Here is a 19,028-nt window from a genome sequence, read left to right as displayed (position 1 = left end):
CCCTCCTAAATAAAGTCCAAAATTCAGGCGACATTATGATGTTATCGTAACCCGTTTACACGGATTATCATCCATGAAGAAGGCAGCGGAATCATTTTCCATGTCCGCCGCCCTTAGCCCTCTTTCATGAGTGCAAACACCCTATAAAAAACAAAAAAGCACTCCCGTAGTACGGGGCACTTTTATACAAAAAGCAAACATATAAGTGAATCAATCATAAGCCCAAGCAATAGTTTACCCCGTGTCCAATCCGCTGTCAAGGAAGTTATCTGTGTTAATTTGCCCATTGAACAAGATTGGAGGGAATCCATCTGAAAGCTTCAAATCAGAAGGCAGTTACAAGAAAATGGTCATGAAAAAGGGGAGAATACATCTCCCCTTACAGCCTGATCCTAACGAAGCGAATCATCGTCGTCTTCCGTCGACTCGTCGTCGTTCTCATCTTCTGTATCTTCCTCATCACTGAGGTCTTCATCGTCTATAACCACGTCTTCATCACTATCATCATCTTCACCGTCGAACAGCTCTTCTTCGCCGTCCTCGTCTTCACTGTCTGCATCGAAGTCGTCATCGGCGCTGTAAGTTTCTTCTTCCTCATGATAGTCCTCTTCGTCGTCATCGTCTTCGTCATTAATGATACGAGGACGCTTGGCGCCTGTCAGAGTATCTTCGGATTTATCCACTGGATACCAACGCTTCAAGCCCCACAGATTCGTACCGACACAGGCGAAACGCCCGTCAATGTTGATTTCAGTATATAGCTGAGCGATAACGTCATTAATTTCTTCGTCGGACATGCCGCGCAATTTGGCGACTTCCTTCATCAGGTCACGGTAATAATATGGCGTATTGGCCGCTTTCAATACCATAAATGCCAAATCCACCATTGGAGTCTCGTGGACTTTCTCCGGGTCAATCTTCAAGTTGAGTGGGGTACTCACCTAGGGACACTTCCTCTCACACGTAATTCACAAGAACATGTTTCAGAGCATACACGATACATGCAATACTAACATATCCATTATCAAAACTAAGTAAAACCTATTTGGAAGCAAATTGCAAGTTAAACATGGGTATTCGTACAATTTGCATTAGTATGCCTTGAACAAGGCAGCGCACGTTAAAAAGACGGGGTCCCCCCCGTCTCCGACTGTACCCGCTCCGGGAGAAGTTCCCCAAAGTTGTTGCACAAGAGCTTTTGCCCTCCATGTATCGTATGTGTCCACGATCGCTTTGACACGACAGCAGGCCTATTTCGGTAAAAAAGGGGCAGGTTTCCCATGCCGCCGCTGATGCTTGCTCATACAATACCTCAGCATGGCTTATCGGAGGGGGACTGTCTCAAATGGACTATCCGGGTTTTTTGCAGCGTTTGCACGAGGGCATTTCGGAGCCGTCCGGCAATGGACGGCACAAACAGATCATTACGTTCGATAAGCCTCACCAATACCGGGAATGCCTGTCCTATCTCAGGAAGCTGAAGCCCGAGCTTGCGGGATTGCGGCAAGTACAACCGGCCCGACTGATTCGCGCTCTGATCGCCCCGCTTCCAGGGGGAGACAGGCTGGGCAAATATCACAGCGGTGTTACCGTTGAAGAAGATACTCGCATGAGGGTACATGGAGGAGCGGCCCAGATGGCGAAGGCGGAGAAAAACCTGCCCATGCCGTGGGGGGTTAAACAGGTACGCGCACACAAGGCTTGGCCTTCCTCTACAGGAAACCGAATCAGGATTGGCGTGATCGACACAGGAGCGGATTTTCAACATCCTGATCTGCGGCATTCCCTCGCCAGAGGCATCAATTTGCTTAATCGGACCATGCTACCCTATGACGATAACGGTCACGGCACTCATATTGCCGGTACCATCGCGGCATCCAACTATGATGAGGGTATGGTTGGCGTAGCACCTCAGGCGCTGATTCATCCTGTAAAAGCATTTGACCATAACGGAGCCGCCTACGTCTCCGATATTATTCTCGGCATCGATTGGTGCGTATTGAATCGTATCGATATCATCAATATGAGCTTCGGTATGAAATCACGCAGCAAGGCGCTGCTTGATATGGTGAACAAAGCGTATCAAAACGGTATCGTGATCGTAGCTTCCTCGGGAAACGAGGGCAAGCGCCGGAGTATTGACTACCCGGCACGCTATTCCCAGACCATTTCAGTCGGAGCTACCGATAAATACAGACGCATCGCGCCTTTCAGTAACCGGGGACAATTCGTAGACGTGTACGCGCCGGGTGAAAAGATCATTTCCTCATGGATACACGGCAAGCATCACGAAATGAGCGGTACGTCTATGGCTACTTCCCACGTGACCGGAAGCATTGCCCTGCTCCTTTCACTGAGACCGGAGATGGAGCCTGGAGAAATCAAAGCACTGCTCAAGCGTACCGCTACACCGCTGCGCCTTCGTAAAAGCACCGGGCGCAACTCTATATCCACGAAACTTGGGGAAGTCGATGCCCTCCGACTGATACAGGAGGGTACGAAATAACGGATGGAGTAAATGAATCATCTAAACGTTTAACGTTGCGCCCGGCTCCAAAGAGTGAATGACTTTTACAGAACTTTCGTGTTCGGTCCAACCTTCTCTTATCAGCTCGTCACGCACAAGATCAGTCTGCGGCTTGGGCGCATGAACGAGCACAACCTGTTTACCAGGCAACTCCTTCAACATTAGTCTCACATCCGATATCCCCTGATGCACCTTGTAAATCAAATGCTGAACGATACAACGGTCATTCTGATCTGTTTTCTGACCCGTTTTTTGATTCGTACAATCCAGCAGATGTTTACCAAAAGAACCGCTCGAAGCATGTCCCGTTAAAATAACTCCGTTATGATTACTTTTTCCGCTACCTTCGCCATCCCCCGCACTCAGCGGATGATCTGATAAATACTGATAGTACCAGCGCGCCTGTGGCGAATCCATCATGCCATCCCCGGTTACGATCATAGCCGCAGCGTTCTGTTCCAGCAGCCGTACTCGCTCCGCAGCATCACGAGGCACAAGGATCCGGCCACTGTGCAGCACACGTTCTATCCGCGCAGGTACTTCCGGGCGTAGCCATTCTTTCAAACGGCTCAAACGCTGCAATCCCTGCCATATATCCGGCTCTACAATCATTGCTTGTTCAGGGAACTGCTCGCTGGCCCACACAATCAACTCCTGCCCCCGGCCAAAGGCGGGTACCGGAAGCAGCACATGACCACCAGAAGACAATATCTGTCCCATCCCGGCCCGCAGCCGCTCCAGCTTCACAGGCTGCGGGTCTATATCCATGCCATAGGCATTATCCATAATGGAGATATCGGCCAGATTAGGTTCCGGTGCATCGGCAACGAGCAGTTCGGATTCGCGGCTGTAATCTCCCGAAAAGAACAACCGCTTTCCTTCCATATCTACCATGTACCACACTGCTCCAGCCAAATGCCCACTACGCCCCCACATGATCCGTACACCCGGACAAGCCTCCTGCCATACTCCTGACGGCGCTTCATCCTCCAGATAGCGGTAAGCTATGGATTCGATATCCCGTTCGTCGTATGGCAATTTGCCGCCTCTCGATTCTACATAAGTATGCCAGGAGCGAAAATAGGAACCCAACTGCTCGGCAGTGGCCTTTGTCGTCCAGACCTCTCCCCGGTATCCATACTTATACAGTAAGGGGAGCGCCATTGAATGATCCTCATGTGCATGAGACAGCAATACAGCGGTCAGCCTCTCCGCCTCCTGCGGCGGAAAAACCGGATACTGCCCGGTTCCTTCCTTTTTCACGCCGCAATCCAGCATGATGCGATGCTGTTTTCCTTCCAAAACATAGCAGGAGCGGCCGTGTTCGCCCGCACCGCCCCAAATTCGAAGCTTGGTCATCATCATTTCCACTTTCTTTGCGAGTTTAAGCTTTCCATTAAGATCAGCAGCAGTGTGGTCAATCCGACCGATATGACCGCCATTGCCATACCAAGCGACACCTGCCCCTGTTCGAACTGGGCAAATATGTAGGTTGCAGACGTCTGGACGGATGGCGGCAAAATCAGCAATGATCCGACCAGTTCGCGCGAAGCAATGGTAAAGGTCATCATCCAGCCTGCCAGCATCCCTGGTAAAATCAGCGGCAGCACAATCCGCCAGAATACATAAGACGGGCGACCGCCAAACACCTGTCCTGCCTGAAAAAGAGCAGTGTCTACCTGCGTAAAGGCGCTTTTGACATATTGGACTGTATAAGGAACAAACAAGACAACATACGTCAGAATGACCATACCGTACGTGTTATACAACGGAATCGGCATCCACGGCGAGTTCCACCATAAAATAAGGCCGACTACCATAACAATCCCCGGAACCGTGTTCGGAAGCAAGCTGAATGCATCCACTGTCCGCTGGAGCTTCGTACGTGAGCCGCCAATAACGAGCGCAAACCATGTGCCCAGCACAACGGCAATCGTGGATGCACCCAAAGAGAGAAATACGCTGTTCAGTAACGCCTTCATGCTCTCTGAGCCCCAAGACAGCAGTTCCTTGTAATAATCGAGCGTAAAGTTATCCCAAGCCAAACCGATCCCCCGCAGCTTCATGGTGGAAGCGGCGATAATTGAAAAATAAGGGATGCCAATGGACGCAATTAGCAACACTAGGATAAATGTGACACTTAATCCCGTAGTCCAGCCAGATACACGAAGACGGGAAGGACGAGAACCTTTACCACCTACCAGCCTGTATGTGTACTTACGGTTGATTACCGATTGCACATACCACACGAGCAGACAGGCGGTTAAAAGCACCGTGGCCATTGATGTCGCCTTGCCGAAATCAATCGGCCAACTGGAAATGTATTTGTGAATTTCCGATGTCATGACCTCATACCCGATACGTCGTCCAAAGGTGGCGGGGGTTCCAAACTCGGCAATCGTTTTGACGAAAATAAGCAGTGCGCCCATTCCATAAGCCGACAGCAGCAGCGGTAAAATGATCCGGCGGAACCTGTACAGAAAGCCGCCCCCCATAACGGCTCCGGCCTCTTCCAGACTGCCGCCAATCCTGACCAGCGCACCGCGCAGCAGCAGGTACAGGAACGGAAACAGATGCAGACTCATGATCATCACCATGCCGCCAAAGCTGAAAAAGAACGGGGTCAAGAAATGCAGGCTCGGAAACAACTGCTCCAGATACCCGTTTTTTTGCATAAACAAAATCCAACCCATGGACCCGATATAGGGCGGGGTCATAAACGGAATCAATAGCACCACGTCCAGCCAGCGCCAGCTAGCGAGACGCGTGTTGGACATGATCCACGCGAGCGGAAGTGCAAGCACCGTCGTTCCGGCAATAACACAGATGCCCAGCCAGATCGAGCCGAACAGCACACCCGCAAATCGGGATGCAGCCAACGTCTGGAAAGGCGCAGACCATTGTAATTGTCCGTCTACATACACACTTTGGATGAAAATTTGTAGTAACGGCAGCACGATCAGTAAAGCAAGCGCAATCAGAGCGAGTATTAGACTCCACGCTCTGATCTGTTTGACGGATAAGACCCCCATCCGCTTACTTGAACATTTGCGTGAACTTCTCTGTCACGTCAGGACCATGCTCGCCCATCCATTCCCAATTGGTTTTCAGCAACGGAATCTCATCCAGATTGGCGCGCTTATCTGCTTTAACATCCGTGCGGCCCGGAAGCAAGGAAGCGTCCGCTACCAGCTTCTGCGCCTCGTCCGACAGCAGATAGTCAATGAATGCCTTGGCGTTCTGCTCATGCTGTGTCGATTTGAGAATCGCCGCAGGGCGCGGGCTGATGACTGTTCCTTCCTTCGGATAAACAATGTCGATCGGCTCGCCCTTGGCCTTGGCCTTATAAGTCATGTAATCAACCGCAGCAGCGACCATGCTTTTGGCTCCGGTAATGACCGGGTCCAGCGCTTCCTGATTGGCTCCTGCCATCGCTACGCCGTTAGCCTTGTACTGCTCGAACAACGTCCAGCCCCCATCGCCTTTGGCACTCAGGTAGCCTGTCATAAAATCCAGCGCCGAACCGGACAGCGATGGATCAGGAATGTTAATTTGGTCCTTGTACTCCGGCTTCGCGAGATCGGCCCATGAAGTCGGCGGTGTCTTCACCAGCTTGGTGTTGTACGCGATACCTAATGCGGAAGCACTGGTGCTAAAGTAGTTGCCTTCCTTGTCAGACCAATCGGGATTCAGCTTGTCCGCGTTTTTGGCATCCGGGTAAGGGAGCGTGAGACCGTCTTTTTTCAAGCCTTGCACGGACGGAAGAGATGCCAGTACCACCACGTCTGCTACCGGATTCGCCTTCTCAGCTTCCATCCGGGCCAAAATTTTACCCGTCGTTCCCTGGAACAGCTCGACCTTCACTCCACTTTGCGCCTCATACCCCGCTACCAGCTTTTTCGCCAGCCCGTCAGGACCTGCGCTGTAGACAACCAGCTTCTGATCGGTGGATGCCCCCCCGACTTGCCCTGCTGATCCGGTGGCTTGCGCTCCATCCTTGGATGGTGTAGCCGTTCCACAGCCTGCGACAGCCAGTCCAAAGGTCAATGTTAATGCGAGCATCGCGCCCTTTTTCCAACCTGTACGAAAAACGTGCTTGTTCATCATCTTGTGTTATACCCCTTTTCCCTATGAATCGAGTTGGTGGATGTGTTGCGGTGATACCCAAATTTGCTTTTGTTCCCCGATAGGCAAGCGGGTGGAATGATATGCAGTCCATAGCTCGCCGTTCTCCGCCAGTATGCGGATTTCATAACGGTCCCCAACATAGCTGACATGCCGAATCTCCACTGTAAAAGAGCGCTGATCTACCTGGTCCTGTTCCCAGCGGACATGCTCGGGACGGAATAGTGTTCGTTCCGGCTCCAGCCAGTTCGATTTGCCAATGAACCTCGCCACCTCTGGATGAGATGGACGACCGTAGATCAACTCCGGTGTTCCGGTCTGCACAATATGTCCGCTTCTCATGACGACCACTTCATCGGACATTGACATGGCCTCGATCTGATCATGGGTGACGTACAGGGCAGTCAGCCCCAGATCACGCACCAGCGACAGCATTTCGATGCGCATCTCTTCGCGAAGCACCGCGTCCAGCGCACTGAGCGGCTCATCGAACAAAACAAGCCGCGGACGGACGGCGACCGCGCGGGCAAAAGCGACCCGCTGCTGCTGGCCACCAGACAGCTGATGAGGATACCGATCCTCCATCCCCGACAGTCTGACCTTGTCCAGCGCCTCCAGCACCGCTATTCGCAGCTCCTTGCCACGCACGCTGCCAGAGCCGGGGCCTTTTCCATGCTTGTTCGCACGCAGGCCGAAGGCCACGTTTTCAAACACCGTCATATGCGGCCACAGCGCGAAATCCTGAAACACCATGCCAAAATGACGAAGATGCGCGGGAATATCCTTTTTGCGTTCAGCCGAAAAAAGAACTTCCTCCCCCATCGTGATCGTGCCGGTATCCGGCGTCTCCAGCCCTGCGATCATGCGCAGAAGCGTTGTTTTCCCGCAGCCGGACGGACCGAGCAGTGTCGTGAATTGTCCCCGCCGTACGACCAGATTCGTCTCGTGCAATGCGGTCATATGGCCGAAGGTTTTACTCAACCCGTGAATATACAAATCCTGATTCATCGCATTACCTGCCTGTTCTTATGACTGACCCCAGTGTAAAGCTTGAATTCGCAGCCTGTGTTATTGGAAAGTTAAAACAAAATTAATTATTTCAATGAATTGTGTTAACACTCATAGATTTAATCTATATAGAGGGGACTGATACCGCCGCGCATGGAGCGGGCATGAGTTTCCGATCAACCTGAAAGTGGGGCATTCCAAGTGAATTTAAGTCTTCTGAAGCTGCATATTGTAGAGTTGCTGGACAAGCATCATAAAATTACCACAGTAGCCGAGCTTCTCGGGCTGAAACAACCGACCATTACCTTTCATATGAGAAATCTGGAACGGGATTTGGGGGTGAAGCTGTTCGACACACGTATGGGCAAAATCATCCTGACGGATGCCGGGCACGCGCTGCTCCACTATGCCGCCAAGATCAATGCGCTCGCCGCCGAGGCGGAGCGGGTCGTATGCGAGTTCGACACACTCCAGCGGGGGAGCATTCGAATCGGCGCAAGCTATGTACCGGCTACCTATGTGCTTCCTGCGGTGCTGCACCGTTTTGCCCGTGAACATCCGGGGATTCATATTTCCCTGTCCGTGAAAACAGCTCCGGTGATCAAGGACATGCTCGCCCGTCACGAAATTGACCTTGGCGTTATTTCAACAGAGCCGTTTCAAGTGCCAACGCTGGTGTCAGAATCCTTGGGCGAGGATGAACTGGTGCTGATCTGCGCACCTGATCACCCGCTCGCAAGCGAAACCGATTTAACACCCGAGCGCATCGCTTCTTCCTCTTTCGTGCTGCACGGTAAGGATTCCAGCACACGCCAAATGACTGACAAATGGCTGGAGCGTGGCGGACGCCGCCTCCCCTCTTATTTGGAGCTGGATTCGCTGGAGGCGATCAAGCAGGCGGTCATGCTGGGAGAACATGTCTCTTTCGTCTCCCGCATAGCTGTGCAGTCCGAGGTCGAACGCGGGATGCTGGTCATACGGCCCATTCCGGGCCAGCGTGTGGAGCGGTACATTTATATGGTCAGTAATAAGGACCGTCACCGCTCGGCGCTAATTCGCCAATTTGCTGAATATTTGTCAGGGAACCAAGAATAAATCTTACCTGTCATATAGAAATTATGTTATTTTTTAACCGGAGTACCCGCTTGCCTTGACATACGACTGACATTACACCCGTAAAGTGTAGCGTGTACCCCCATTCGGACGAACAGGAGATGATTGGATGAAAACTGGTCTTCGTATCACCAAAGCTTTATCGATACTAACCCTGAGTGCAGTGCTGCTTGTAACGGGATTAAAGGGTGCCGAGCCTGCACAGGCTGCCGCCAATGCCACACCAAGCTATGAGGTAAAGCTGCTGCTGGATACAGCTCAGGTCCTCAATGCGGACGGCTCTTTGAAAAGCAGCGTAGCCAACGAGTTTCAAATTATCGAAGATGCGCAACGATTGAGCGTCGAATATTTTGACACGGATCAACTGCAATTGAACAACGAGGGCTGGAACGTGAGATTTCGCAAAAAAGAGGATAAAAAGAATTATGAATTAACCTACAAGAAGCGGTACGCGGTCACGAACGGAGATATCAACGCGGCGCTCACCCAAGCGAATAAAGAAGGCTTCAGCGCATCCGATGATAATTATGAGGCTGAGGTGGATTGGGGATACAACAAGCAGACTCTAAGCTTTTCCAATGATAAGAAAACGAACGCTTCCAAAGGATTAACTCTTCCTTCCCCGGATCAGGCGTTAAAGCAACTATTGGACAATCTTCCGGGCAAGCTGCAAAACTGGAAAACCGGCAACTGGGGCAAACAAACTCTGGCAGACTCCAGAGTACGCGGTCCTGTACAGGTCAGCAAATATGGAGGCAGCTTTCAAGGATTGGATACCGACGTTGAAGTCTGGCCTATCCGTAGTGCAAACGGATCAGGTACAGATACCATCATCGAAATCTCCTTCAAAACCTCGGACTACAGCGTTGCCGCCAGCAATCGTACCAAGCTGATCAATCTGCTGCAATCCAAAGGATGGCTGGTTCCCGCCGATTCCCTGAAAACGAATTTGGTGCTGGAACGCTACTAAGCTGCTCGAACCAAAAAAGGAACCGAACGTGCCACCCTGCCGGGGATGGTACGGACGGTTCCTTTTATCGTTAAAGTGGCTTGCTTACATGCGTTCCGGTGCAGACACGCCTACCAGCTTCAGCACGTTGGCAATGGTGGTGCGCACCGCGCCAAACAGCGCCAAACGAGCCTGCGTTTGAGCGGCATCCTCAGTGATAACGCGCTCTGCTTTATAGTAGCTGTGGAACAGCGAGGCCAACTCATAGACGTAGCGAATCATACGGTGTGGCGCAAAGCTCGCAGCCGCTACCGATATTTCCTCCGGCAGCTCGCCGATTTTGCGCAACAGGTCGTATTCATGCTCAGCCGTCAGCTTGGACAGATCAACCTCTGCCAACGGCAGTACGGCAATGCCCTGCTCCTCAGCTTGACGATATACGCTGCACGCCCGCGCGTGGGCATACTGCACGTAGAATACCGGATTTTCATTGGAAGTGGAAATCGCCAAATCCATGTCAAAATCCAGATGCGAATCCATGCTGCGCATCGTGAAGAAGTAACGGATTGCATCCACGCCCACTTCTTCCATCAGATCTTCCATCGTCACGGCCTTGCCGGTACGTTTGGACATTTTCACCTTTTCTCCGTTTTGGAACAGGCTGACCATTTGGGCAATCAGCACTTTGAGCTTATCCGGGTCGTTGCCCAGTGCTTCCATAGCTGCTTTCATCCGTGGAATGTAGCCGTGGTGATCCGCTCCCCAAATGTTGATAATCGTGTCATACCCACGGGCGTATTTGTCGCGATGATACGCGATATCCGGGGTCAGGTACGTGTATGTACCGTCATTTTTGATCAAGACGCGGTCCTTATCGTCGCCGTACTTGGTCGTATTCAGCCATGTAGCTCCGTCCTTCTCGTAAATCTCCTCACGGTCACGCAGCTCATTCAGCGCTTTAAGCACTTCGCCGTTTTCATACAGCGATGTTTCGCTGAACCAGGAGTCGAATGGCACACGGAACAGCTCCAGATCGCGCTTGATCTTGTTCAGTTCCTTTTCGAGACCGTAGTCACGGAAATAAACAGCGCGATCTCCCGGTTCCATGGACAACAGAGAATCGCCCTTTTCGGCCACCAGTTCCTTGGCAAACCCGATGATATCCTCACCATGGTAACCATCTTCCGGCATCTCCGCAGGCTGTCCCAGCTCCTGCAAATAACGCACCTCAATCGAGCGGCTCATGTTGTAAATCTGGTTACCCGCATCATTAATGTAGTATTCACGAGTTACTTTGTATCCGGCAAAATCAAGCACGTTGCAGAGGGCATCCCCTACTGCCGCACCGCGCGCATGGCCCAAGTGCAGGCTACCTGTCGGGTTCGCACTGACGAACTCGATTTGTACCTTTTTCCCCGCACCTTCCTGCACACGTCCGTAATCTGCTCCCTGTTCCTGCACTTGCTGAATAACTGCATAGAGGTAGCTCTTGTTCAGGCGGAAGTTAATAAAGCCCGGTCCGGCAATTTCTGCGCTTTCAATCGAAGCGGCGGCCAAGTCCATATTTGCGATCAAATCTTCTGCAATTTGACGCGGGTTTTTCTTCGCAATACGGGTAAGCTGCATCGCAGCATTCGTAGCCAAATCACCGTGCGACTTGTCCTTCGGCACCTCCAGTGTGATTGTCGGCAGCTCTTCGCGGCTCACGATTCCGGCAGCCAGTACCGCTGCCTCGATGGCTGAGGTCACCTTTTGATTAATGAGTTCCAGTGGATTGCTTGTCATGATTATTGCTCCTCCTGTATATGCAAACTGATGGCAAAATGCCCCGAGAAATCCTCAAATACGTACAGATCATAAGTCCAGCTCACCTGTCCGGTAAATCCGTCCATTCGAATATCGAGCTTCTGCGTATGCGCAGACATGTTCAGGCTTAAATAAGGCGATCGGTAAAATCCTGGCAATCTTCGTCCCAGCGCAAATGACTGCTCCGACTGCACCTCACCGTGGCGAATCAGCTTAAGCTCATCCGGTCCGATTTTGACCGTGTTCCGTGTCGTTCCGCCCTCAGGTCCCTCTTGGGGTTCATCGTACCTTATATATAGATGCTTCCCACGCATGATCGCTTCTCCGGGAAGTTCCTGTACCACATCTTCTCCGTCGTGATGACTATGAAGACGGATTTGGACCTTTGCATTGTGTGGCATGTGTTCAAACTCCATTCTATCGCTATCCTACTGTACTACTATATCCAGTTCCCGTTTGCAATTCAAATGAGATTTTACAAAAAGATGCTTTCATCCACAAAAAAACAGCTACCGCGGAGTGACTTCATCGGATGCCTGGCTAAAGCTTTCGATAAATCGGGAAGCCAGAGAAGACATGTATCTATCCTTGAGCCAGACAGCCGCCACACGAGTATGCAATTCTTCACACATAATTTCCTTCACGATTAACTGGTTATTGCTTCCGAGTGACAACGCGGACCGTGAAATCATACCGATCCCCAATCCTTCATTGGCCCAATGAAGCGTAGTGCGGGCATCATCGTTTTTGCAAAAGACATCCGGCTCAAAGCCATGCTTCATGCAGGTATTGTGTATCAGTTGCTCAAAGCGGCGGTATACGATAAGGGGTCTATCTTTCAAATCAGACAGCGGAATCGTCTTCTGGTCAGGGTTCCAGTCATGCTCTTCTGTCATCACCGCGACCATCGGCTCGGAGGCTGCATATCTGCACCCCAGACCGGTGGTGTTAAACGGCGTTCTGACGATACCAACCTCTACAATGCCCTTGTTCAGCAGATCGAGGATCATGAACGTATTCCCCTCATGAATTTCAAATTTTACGCCCGCATAGGTTTTGTGAAATTCGGAAAGCCTGTCTTTCATCAGGGCTGCGCCGGAAGAAGAGACGGTTCCAATCGTGAGCGTTCCCTTCATCCCCATGGCAAAATCGTTTATTTCCCTCGTCGTGGCATCGGTCAGCTCCAAAATCTGCTTGGCCCTGTTCTGCAAAATGATCCCCGCCTCCGTCAGATGAATGCTTCGCGAGCCTCGATGCACGAGCTTTATACCCAACTCTTCCTCTAACTGCATGAGCTGCTGACTGAGGGGAGGCTGTGCGATTTGCAGCTTTTTGGCTGCCGCTGTGATTTGTCCGGCCTCTGCAATAGCCAGAAAATACTTGAGATGTCTCAATTCCATCATGAACCTCCGGTACTGATATATGTAAAACCTATACCTCTAATATATATTAAATATTATTCATATGGTTTGGGATATGCCATAATCATATTCAGTTATCAGGTTGGGGCAACGGGCTTTATACATTATTCAGGTTAGGTGATGGTTTATTTGCTGAAATTTGCTGTTTTTTTGAAACCCTATAAAAAGGAAAGTATTCTTGGCCCTCTGTTTAAACTGGTTGAGGCGATTTTGGAATTACTGCTGCCCACCATGGTAGCTCTGATGATTAATCATGGCGTTGGCAAAGGAGACACCCATTATGTTTGGCAAATGGGTCTTTTGATGCTGCTTATGACCGTGCTGGGCTTTGGCAGCTCAATGGTGTGCCAGTTCTACGCAGCCCGGGCCTCTCAAGGATTCGGAACCACGCTGCGCAATACGATGTTTAAGCACATTTCATCGTTTTCTTATGCTGATCTCGATAAGTTCGGTACGCCCTCGCTGATCAACCGAATTACGAATGATGTCAATCAGCTCCAAACGGCTGTGGCGATGCTGATTCGTCTAGTCATTCGTGCTCCTTTTATTTGTATCGGGGCTATTATCATGTCAATGATCTTGGACTTCCGCCTCGCTTTGGTACTTTTGGCAGCTACTCCGATTCTGGCTTTGATCCTGTATCTGGTCATTACGAAGGCTTCACCGATGTACCACCTGTATCAGAAAAAGCTGGACAATATCGCTCTTGTGCTAAGCGAAAATCTTACAGGGGTAAGGGTCATACGGGCCTTTGCCAAAAGAGGAGCCGAACGAGTCAAGTTCAACACTGCCTCGGATGACCTGACCCAAACCGCCATTCGTGTCGGGCGTATTTCCGCTTTGCTCAGCCCGGCCACCTTGTTAGTGGTTAACGGAGCCATTATTGCGATCCTGTGGGTCGGCGGCATTCATATTCAATATGGATCTCTTACGCAAGGGGAGATTATTGCTTTTATTAATTATATCACGCAGATTTTGCTGGCTCTGATCGTGGTAACCAATTTAATCATTCTGTTCACCAAGGCCGCAACCTCAGCCGCACGGATTCAGGAGGTTCTGGATACACAAGCTTCGATTTCCGATGTGACTACGGCTACAGGCCAGGCTGGTTCAGACGAGCAGGACACCGTACCGGCTATCGCTTTTGACCACGTCTCCTTCGGATACAATAAAACAGGGCAATTGGCGCTTAACGATGTTACCGTAAACATCTATCCCGGTGAAACAGTCGGTATCATTGGAGGAACGGGTTCGGGGAAATCAACATTTGTGAATCTCATTCCCCGGTTCTATGATGCGGTGGAGGGGCATGTGCAGGTCGATGGCATCGACGTTCGCCAATATAAGCTTGAGCCATTGCGGCAGAAAATCGGGATTGTTCCACAGAAGGCGCTGCTGTTCACTGGCACCATAGCGGATAATATTCGCTGGGGTCATGAACACGCCACCGATGAGGAAGTTGCCCGGGCCGCAGCGATTGCGCAAGCGGATGAGTTCATTTCCAATCTGCCCGAAAAATACGATGCTCCGATTGCCCGAGGGGGCCTTAATCTGTCGGGAGGTCAAAAGCAACGTCTCACCATTGCCAGAGCTATTGTAGGGAATCCGGAAATCCTCATTTTGGATGATTCCTCAAGCGCACTTGATTTTGCAACCGACGCCGCCTTGCGTACATCGTTACGGGAAAACAGCAGCAGCATGACCGTCCTGCTTGTCTCGCAACGGGTCAGCAGCGTACAGCATGCTGATAAAATTATTGTGTTTGATGAAGGACGGATTGTCGGTGTCGGCACACACGAACAGTTGATGGGCAGCTCAGATGTATATCAGGAAATTAATCGTTCCCAGCTCTCAACGCAGGAGGTAGACCAATGAGCGCCAAGGAAACCTGGAGAAGATTGTTAACCTATGTAGGTCAATATAAAAAAACAACGTTTTGGGTCATCATCAGCGCGATTCTCAGCGTGCTCGCCAGTCTGATCGCCCCCTACATGATCGGTCAGGCCATCGACCACATGGTGGATAAGGGTGCGGTGGATTTTAGAGGGATTGCGCACATTCTTGCTGGATTAGGCATGGTGTATACCGTAGGCAGCTTGTTTAGCTGGCTGCTCACCTATTTGACGAACCGTATTGCTTATCAGACGGTCAATGATATGCGGCAGGAGTTATTTGATCATTTTAATATCCTCCCGTTAAGCTTCCACGACAATCATCCGCAAGGTGACAGCATCAGCCGTTTTGTGAACGATATGGATGCTGTGTCAGATGGATTGCTGCAAGGCTTTTCTACCTTGATTACCGGGATTATTACGATTATAGGATCGATTGCGCTCATGCTGTATATCAGTCCAATGATGACGCTGGTCGTGCTGGTGTCAGCCCCGGTTACGTATGGCGTGGCACGGTTCATTACCACACGATCCCAGCGCATGTTCCGCGAACAGGCCCAAATTTTAGGAAGTCTGAATGGTTATGTAGAGGAAATGATCGGCGGACAGCGGGTGGTCACAGCCTTTCACTATGAAAACCGCTCGTTCGAGGAATTTGCCGCCAAGAACGAACAATTGTATCAAGCTGGGGTAAAATCACAGTTTTACGGATCATTGTCCAATCCCTCTACCCGGTTGGTGAACAACATGACCTTCTCGGTCACGGCGATGATCGGCTGTATCTCCATCATTCTGGGTGTGATTTCGGTAGGGGGATTATCAAGTTTTCTGATCTATACGAATTTGTTTACCAAGCCTTTTAATGAAATTACGGGTGTGTTGACCCAATTCCAGTCGGCTACGGCTTCCGCTCAGCGTATATTTGCTATTTTGGACTCACCGCCTGAGCAGTCGGAAAAATCGAACGCCGTACAGCTGGAACGCAGCAAAGGCACGATTCTTTTTGATCATGTCAAATTCTCCTATACCCCGGAACGTACGCTCATTACGAACTTTAGTTTGGAGGTTAAGCCGGGCACCCGTGTTGCGATTGTCGGGCAGACCGGAGCTGGTAAAACAACGCTCGTCAACCTGCTCATGCGGTTCTATGATGTAGATAGCGGCTCGATATCCATCGACGGGGTCAATATCAATGACATGAGCCGGGACAGTCTGCGGACGAACTTTGGCATGGTGCTTCAGGATACATGGCTGTTCAGCGGTACGATTCGGGACAATATCGCTTACGGAAAGCCGGAAGCGACGGAAGAAGAAATTATTGCGGCTGCAACGGCTGCCAATGCGCATAGCTTCATCAAGCGCCTGCCTCATGGCTATGATACAATCATCAGCGGATCAGGCAACAGCCTGTCACAAGGCCAAAAGCAGCTGCTCACCATCGCGAGGGTGATTCTCGTCGATCCACCTATGCTGATACTGGATGAAGCGACCAGCAGCATAGACACCCTGACAGAAGCGCGTATCCAAAAAGCATTTATGAAAATGATTGCCGGACGCACCAGCTTTGTGATCGCCCACAGACTATCGACCATCCGCGAAGCGGATCTGATTTTATACATGAAAAACGGCGATGTCGTCGAAAGCGGAACCCATGAGGGGCTGCTTGTAAGCGGGGGGCATTACGCCTCGCTCTATAACAGCCAGTTCACTACGGCCTAGCATAGCGGGTTGAGGGGATAATTACCGATTACCTTAACATCAAAATATTACTTTAAAACTATATGATAATAAATGTATTGAAATAATTGATCAGTTTGACTTTGATTGAAGTAATGGATATAATTTCAATATATTGGTGAGGAAATTTTATCTAATATAATGAAATTATATCCATTTTTTATTGAATCTATTGCAACTAGAGTAGAGTTTCCTGTGATTTGCTATAATCTGCTTTTGTCTGATTACATACTCACAAGTTAGTCACCCTTGTTAGTCACTTTTTTGTATGTATTTATGCAAAAAAAGTTTCTATAAAATAATATTATTGGGGGTTATTTATTAATGAAAAAGCAAATTGCTGCTCTTCTAATGTCAACTTCGTTGGTGTTACCTACCGCTGCCGTAGCCTCGGCTGACAGTTCTTCAATTGATAATGCATCAACTGCTGTATCTAGTGCAAATTCTGAAGTTCAAGTCATTAATTTAGGTGTAACAGGAAATGATGCTTATCTTGCATCCAATCCACCTGTGTTAACTGAAAAGTCCAATGATCATATAATTACTCCATTAGCCACGGATGGGCAAAATATAAGTTATAGTTTCAGAAGGGTAACTGATATGTTATGGTCTTCAAGCCCTTTACCAATTCACAGATCCGGGAAAATTTCTCTTACAATTGTACAGGACTCAGGAATTAGTAGTATGCCTGCCGTAGTTAATTACCAATTTTTAACAAAAGATTACAAGAAAAAATCAGGAGTTATTCAGGTGAATGGTAATGTTAATAACCAAACTATAACGTTTTATGATGTTCCTCAAGGTACAGCAAATAATCCGGTTTATTTGCTAATTGGCAATCATTCTGGAAATGATAGAGGTGGTTATCCAATTGAAATATCTGGAAATGGATATACAAATTAATAAATGAAGGGTGCGAGGAGATGTGAAGGCTAAACTAAGAGTTTGGGGATTGGCTGCTCTTACTGTTACGTTTGCTGTAGTAATTACTAATAGTGTTTTTGCTAGCAGCGATACTTCTGGAGAATTGGAAAGCGTTACAAAAGCAATAATTCCTGCAAACGTATCAGAAGAACTTTATCATCCCGATAAGATTTATACCAAAGATGGATTGTTTGTAAAAAAATCTCAATCACTCCAGGCTGAGGATGACTTCAGTCAAGATGAAGTAGTCTATGATGGTTTAAAGACTACGGATAAATCAAAAGTGATCGTTCAATATGATGCCACTTATATCAAGGAAGAAGATAGCAAATAAATTTGTGTGCTCATGGGTTGAAAAAGTTAATTTTTATAATTGGAAATACCTAGGGCGGCTACGGTCGTCCTTTTTCTTATGCTCAAATTAGCCAAGCTATTGCCAACTCTATGTCATAAAGTATGCTTTTGGACCACGCCTGTTGAATATCCATAATAAGTGATTTAATTAATAGGATTAGAGACACGGTTGAGAAGAACATGCTGGATCTGAATCAGCCATTCCACCGGTAGTTTTTGCAGAAGAAATAGACGAGAAAATCGGGCAAAGGAAAGAATAGCATGTTTGGGCCACGTCGTTTGAGCAGCATCAAATAGCCATTATTTCTTCTCTTTTCCCTGCTTATCAATAACTCCGTAGGATAAATCATCAATCGGTGCAATAAATTTATAATAATCCACTGCGCCATCAATCGTTGGTCTACTTCCTGATTCCTTAGTTATTTTAAAGGGTAAAAATGATAGTCCTGTATTCTTAGCAGATTTATTCTCATCGAAGTTAGCTGACCACTTTTCCTGACGCTTACCATTCTTCACTTCATAGTAAGTAATACGGCCAATAGTTTGTTCAAAGTATCGATCCGATATTCCACGGGGAAATAAACAATTCTAGTTGCTATCCCACCTGTTGATAACTCATCACCCAATGCAGTAACCTTTTTTTCTTTTTTTTACTATCTTTTACATCTATACTATCTTATAGAGGGAGGTGAATGGAATTTGAAAAAAGCAATAGTATTTTTTGTTATGGTAATCGCTGGTCTAGTTGTAACGGAGCAGGCGATTGATATTATTACGACCCGTGGCCGTGGTGAATCCATTTATAAGATGGGTATGTTAATTCCTGCTCAAGATTATTATCTATATTTGTATGGGTCCATTTTTTTGTTGATAGGTGTTTTGCTTATCTTGTCCCCTTTACTATTCAGGAAGTTTTTTATTTCCTCTCATTAAAGAATGGCAGAATCGCCCCTTACAAGGCGTCTATGCGGTCGTCTATCTCGATGCGATTCACTTCAAAGTCAAGCAAGACGGGGCCATTATCAACAAGGCAGCCTACATGGTGATTGGCATCGATCTGGACGGAAACAAGGATGTGCTGGGCATATGGATTGGTGAGAATGAGTCCTCCAAGTTCTGGCTTAGTGTGCTGAATGGGGCAAATGCTGCTCCAGCTTTCGGTCTTTTTCCCA

17 protein-coding genes and 1 pseudogene are annotated in these 19,028 nt (G+C 49.0%); 9 read left to right on the top strand and 9 right to left on the bottom strand.

Translation table 11 applies throughout. The features are described 5' to 3' along the window. Positions 1–392 precede the first annotated feature (392 nt). Positions 393–941, bottom strand: a complete 549-nt coding sequence (rpoE, locus tag AC0WRU_RS00725) for a DNA-directed RNA polymerase subunit delta (protein WP_025683190.1) — start codon at positions 939–941, stop codon at positions 393–395. Positions 942–1,345: 404 nt separating this feature from the next. On the opposite strand from rpoE, the gene AC0WRU_RS00720 reads away from it, so the two are divergent. Beyond that, complete coding sequence (locus AC0WRU_RS00720; RefSeq protein WP_476126849.1) at positions 1,346–2,506, top strand: S8 family peptidase; 1,161 nt, start codon at positions 1,346–1,348, stop codon at positions 2,504–2,506. A 21-nt stretch (positions 2,507–2,527) separates the two neighbouring features. On the opposite strand, the gene AC0WRU_RS00715 is transcribed toward AC0WRU_RS00720, so the two are convergent. The 4 genes from AC0WRU_RS00715 to AC0WRU_RS00700 are packed head-to-tail and all read right to left on the bottom strand — an operon-like array spanning position 2,528 to position 7,660. Next, positions 2,528–3,892 carry an MBL fold metallo-hydrolase gene (locus tag AC0WRU_RS00715; RefSeq protein WP_476126848.1) on the bottom strand — a complete coding sequence of 455 codons (1,365 nt, stop codon included), beginning with the start codon at positions 3,890–3,892 and terminating at the stop codon, positions 2,528–2,530. Beyond that, entirely contained in the window at positions 3,889–5,559 is a 1,671-nt protein-coding gene (locus AC0WRU_RS00710; protein ID WP_476126847.1) for an ABC transporter permease, read from the bottom strand. The genes AC0WRU_RS00715 and AC0WRU_RS00710 overlap by 4 nt, the downstream gene beginning before the upstream one ends. A 4-nt stretch (positions 5,560–5,563) precedes the next feature. After that, complete coding sequence (locus tag AC0WRU_RS00705; RefSeq protein WP_476126846.1) at positions 5,564–6,634, bottom strand: ABC transporter substrate-binding protein; 1,071 nt, start codon at positions 6,632–6,634, stop codon at positions 5,564–5,566. A gap of 21 nt (positions 6,635–6,655) precedes the next feature. Next, positions 6,656–7,660, bottom strand: coding sequence for an ABC transporter ATP-binding protein (locus AC0WRU_RS00700; RefSeq protein ID WP_025683185.1), 1,005 nt, complete (start codon positions 7,658–7,660; stop codon positions 6,656–6,658). A gap of 201 nt (positions 7,661–7,861) precedes the next feature. Here AC0WRU_RS00700 and AC0WRU_RS00695 point away from each other — a divergent pair, with 201 nt between their 5' ends. Together AC0WRU_RS00695 and AC0WRU_RS00690 are read left to right on the top strand one after the other, a co-directional pair. Continuing rightward, the gene (locus AC0WRU_RS00695; protein WP_025683184.1) at positions 7,862–8,755 is read left to right on the top strand and encodes a LysR family transcriptional regulator; all 894 of its coding nucleotides are present in this window, start codon (positions 7,862–7,864) and stop codon (positions 8,753–8,755) included. Positions 8,756–8,882: 127 nt separating this feature from the next. Further along, a complete protein-coding gene (locus tag AC0WRU_RS00690) occupies positions 8,883–9,743 on the top strand; it encodes a hypothetical protein (RefSeq protein WP_476126845.1) in 861 nt (286 codons plus the stop codon). Between the two features lie 84 nt (positions 9,744–9,827). On the opposite strand, the gene argS is transcribed toward AC0WRU_RS00690, so the two are convergent. The 3 genes from argS to AC0WRU_RS00675 form a co-directional block, all read right to left on the bottom strand. Continuing rightward, positions 9,828–11,507 carry an arginine--tRNA ligase gene (argS, locus tag AC0WRU_RS00685; RefSeq protein ID WP_476126844.1) on the bottom strand — a complete coding sequence of 560 codons (1,680 nt, stop codon included), beginning with the start codon at positions 11,505–11,507 and terminating at the stop codon, positions 9,828–9,830. A gap of 2 nt (positions 11,508–11,509) precedes the next feature. Continuing rightward, entirely contained in the window at positions 11,510–11,944 is a 435-nt protein-coding gene (locus tag AC0WRU_RS00680; RefSeq protein ID WP_081750711.1) for a YwiB family protein, read from the bottom strand. Between the two features lie 93 nt (positions 11,945–12,037). Beyond that, positions 12,038–12,928, bottom strand: coding sequence for a LysR family transcriptional regulator (locus AC0WRU_RS00675; protein ID WP_476128524.1), 891 nt, complete (start codon positions 12,926–12,928; stop codon positions 12,038–12,040). A 150-nt stretch (positions 12,929–13,078) separates the two neighbouring features. Here AC0WRU_RS00675 and AC0WRU_RS00670 point away from each other — a divergent pair, with 150 nt between their 5' ends. From AC0WRU_RS00670 to AC0WRU_RS00655, 4 genes are all read left to right on the top strand, one after another. After that, entirely contained in the window at positions 13,079–14,824 is a 1,746-nt protein-coding gene (locus AC0WRU_RS00670; RefSeq protein WP_476126843.1) for an ABC transporter ATP-binding protein, read from the top strand. Further along, positions 14,821–16,560, top strand: a complete 1,740-nt coding sequence (locus AC0WRU_RS00665; RefSeq protein ID WP_476126842.1) for an ABC transporter ATP-binding protein — start codon at positions 14,821–14,823, stop codon at positions 16,558–16,560. The genes AC0WRU_RS00670 and AC0WRU_RS00665 overlap by 4 nt, the downstream gene beginning before the upstream one ends. Positions 16,561–16,902: 342 nt before the next feature. Next, positions 16,903–17,481, top strand: coding sequence for a hypothetical protein (locus AC0WRU_RS00660; protein ID WP_476126840.1), 579 nt, complete (start codon positions 16,903–16,905; stop codon positions 17,479–17,481). A gap of 22 nt (positions 17,482–17,503) precedes the next feature. Next, positions 17,504–17,836 carry a hypothetical protein gene (locus AC0WRU_RS00655; RefSeq protein WP_476126839.1) on the top strand — a complete coding sequence of 111 codons (333 nt, stop codon included), beginning with the start codon at positions 17,504–17,506 and terminating at the stop codon, positions 17,834–17,836. Between the two features lie 320 nt (positions 17,837–18,156). Here AC0WRU_RS00655 and AC0WRU_RS00650 read toward each other — a convergent pair whose 3' ends face one another. Next, positions 18,157–18,372: a hypothetical protein gene (locus AC0WRU_RS00650; RefSeq protein ID WP_476126838.1), complete on the bottom strand. Its 216-nt coding sequence runs from the start codon at positions 18,370–18,372 to the stop codon at positions 18,157–18,159. A gap of 183 nt (positions 18,373–18,555) precedes the next feature. Between AC0WRU_RS00650 and AC0WRU_RS00645 the strand changes: the two genes are divergently transcribed. Then, entirely contained in the window at positions 18,556–18,789 is a 234-nt protein-coding gene (locus AC0WRU_RS00645; RefSeq protein WP_476126836.1) for a hypothetical protein, read from the top strand. Further along, positions 18,773–18,991 (top strand): annotated as a pseudogene (locus AC0WRU_RS00640) (transposase); the annotation flags it as partial. The gene AC0WRU_RS00645 and the pseudogene AC0WRU_RS00640, both read left to right, overlap by 17 nt. Positions 18,992–19,028: the final 37 nt, after the last annotated feature.

The sequence above is a fragment of the Paenibacillus sp. 1-8 genome (assembly GCF_056316205.1).
This window is presented reverse-complemented; position numbering and strand designations above follow the sequence as displayed.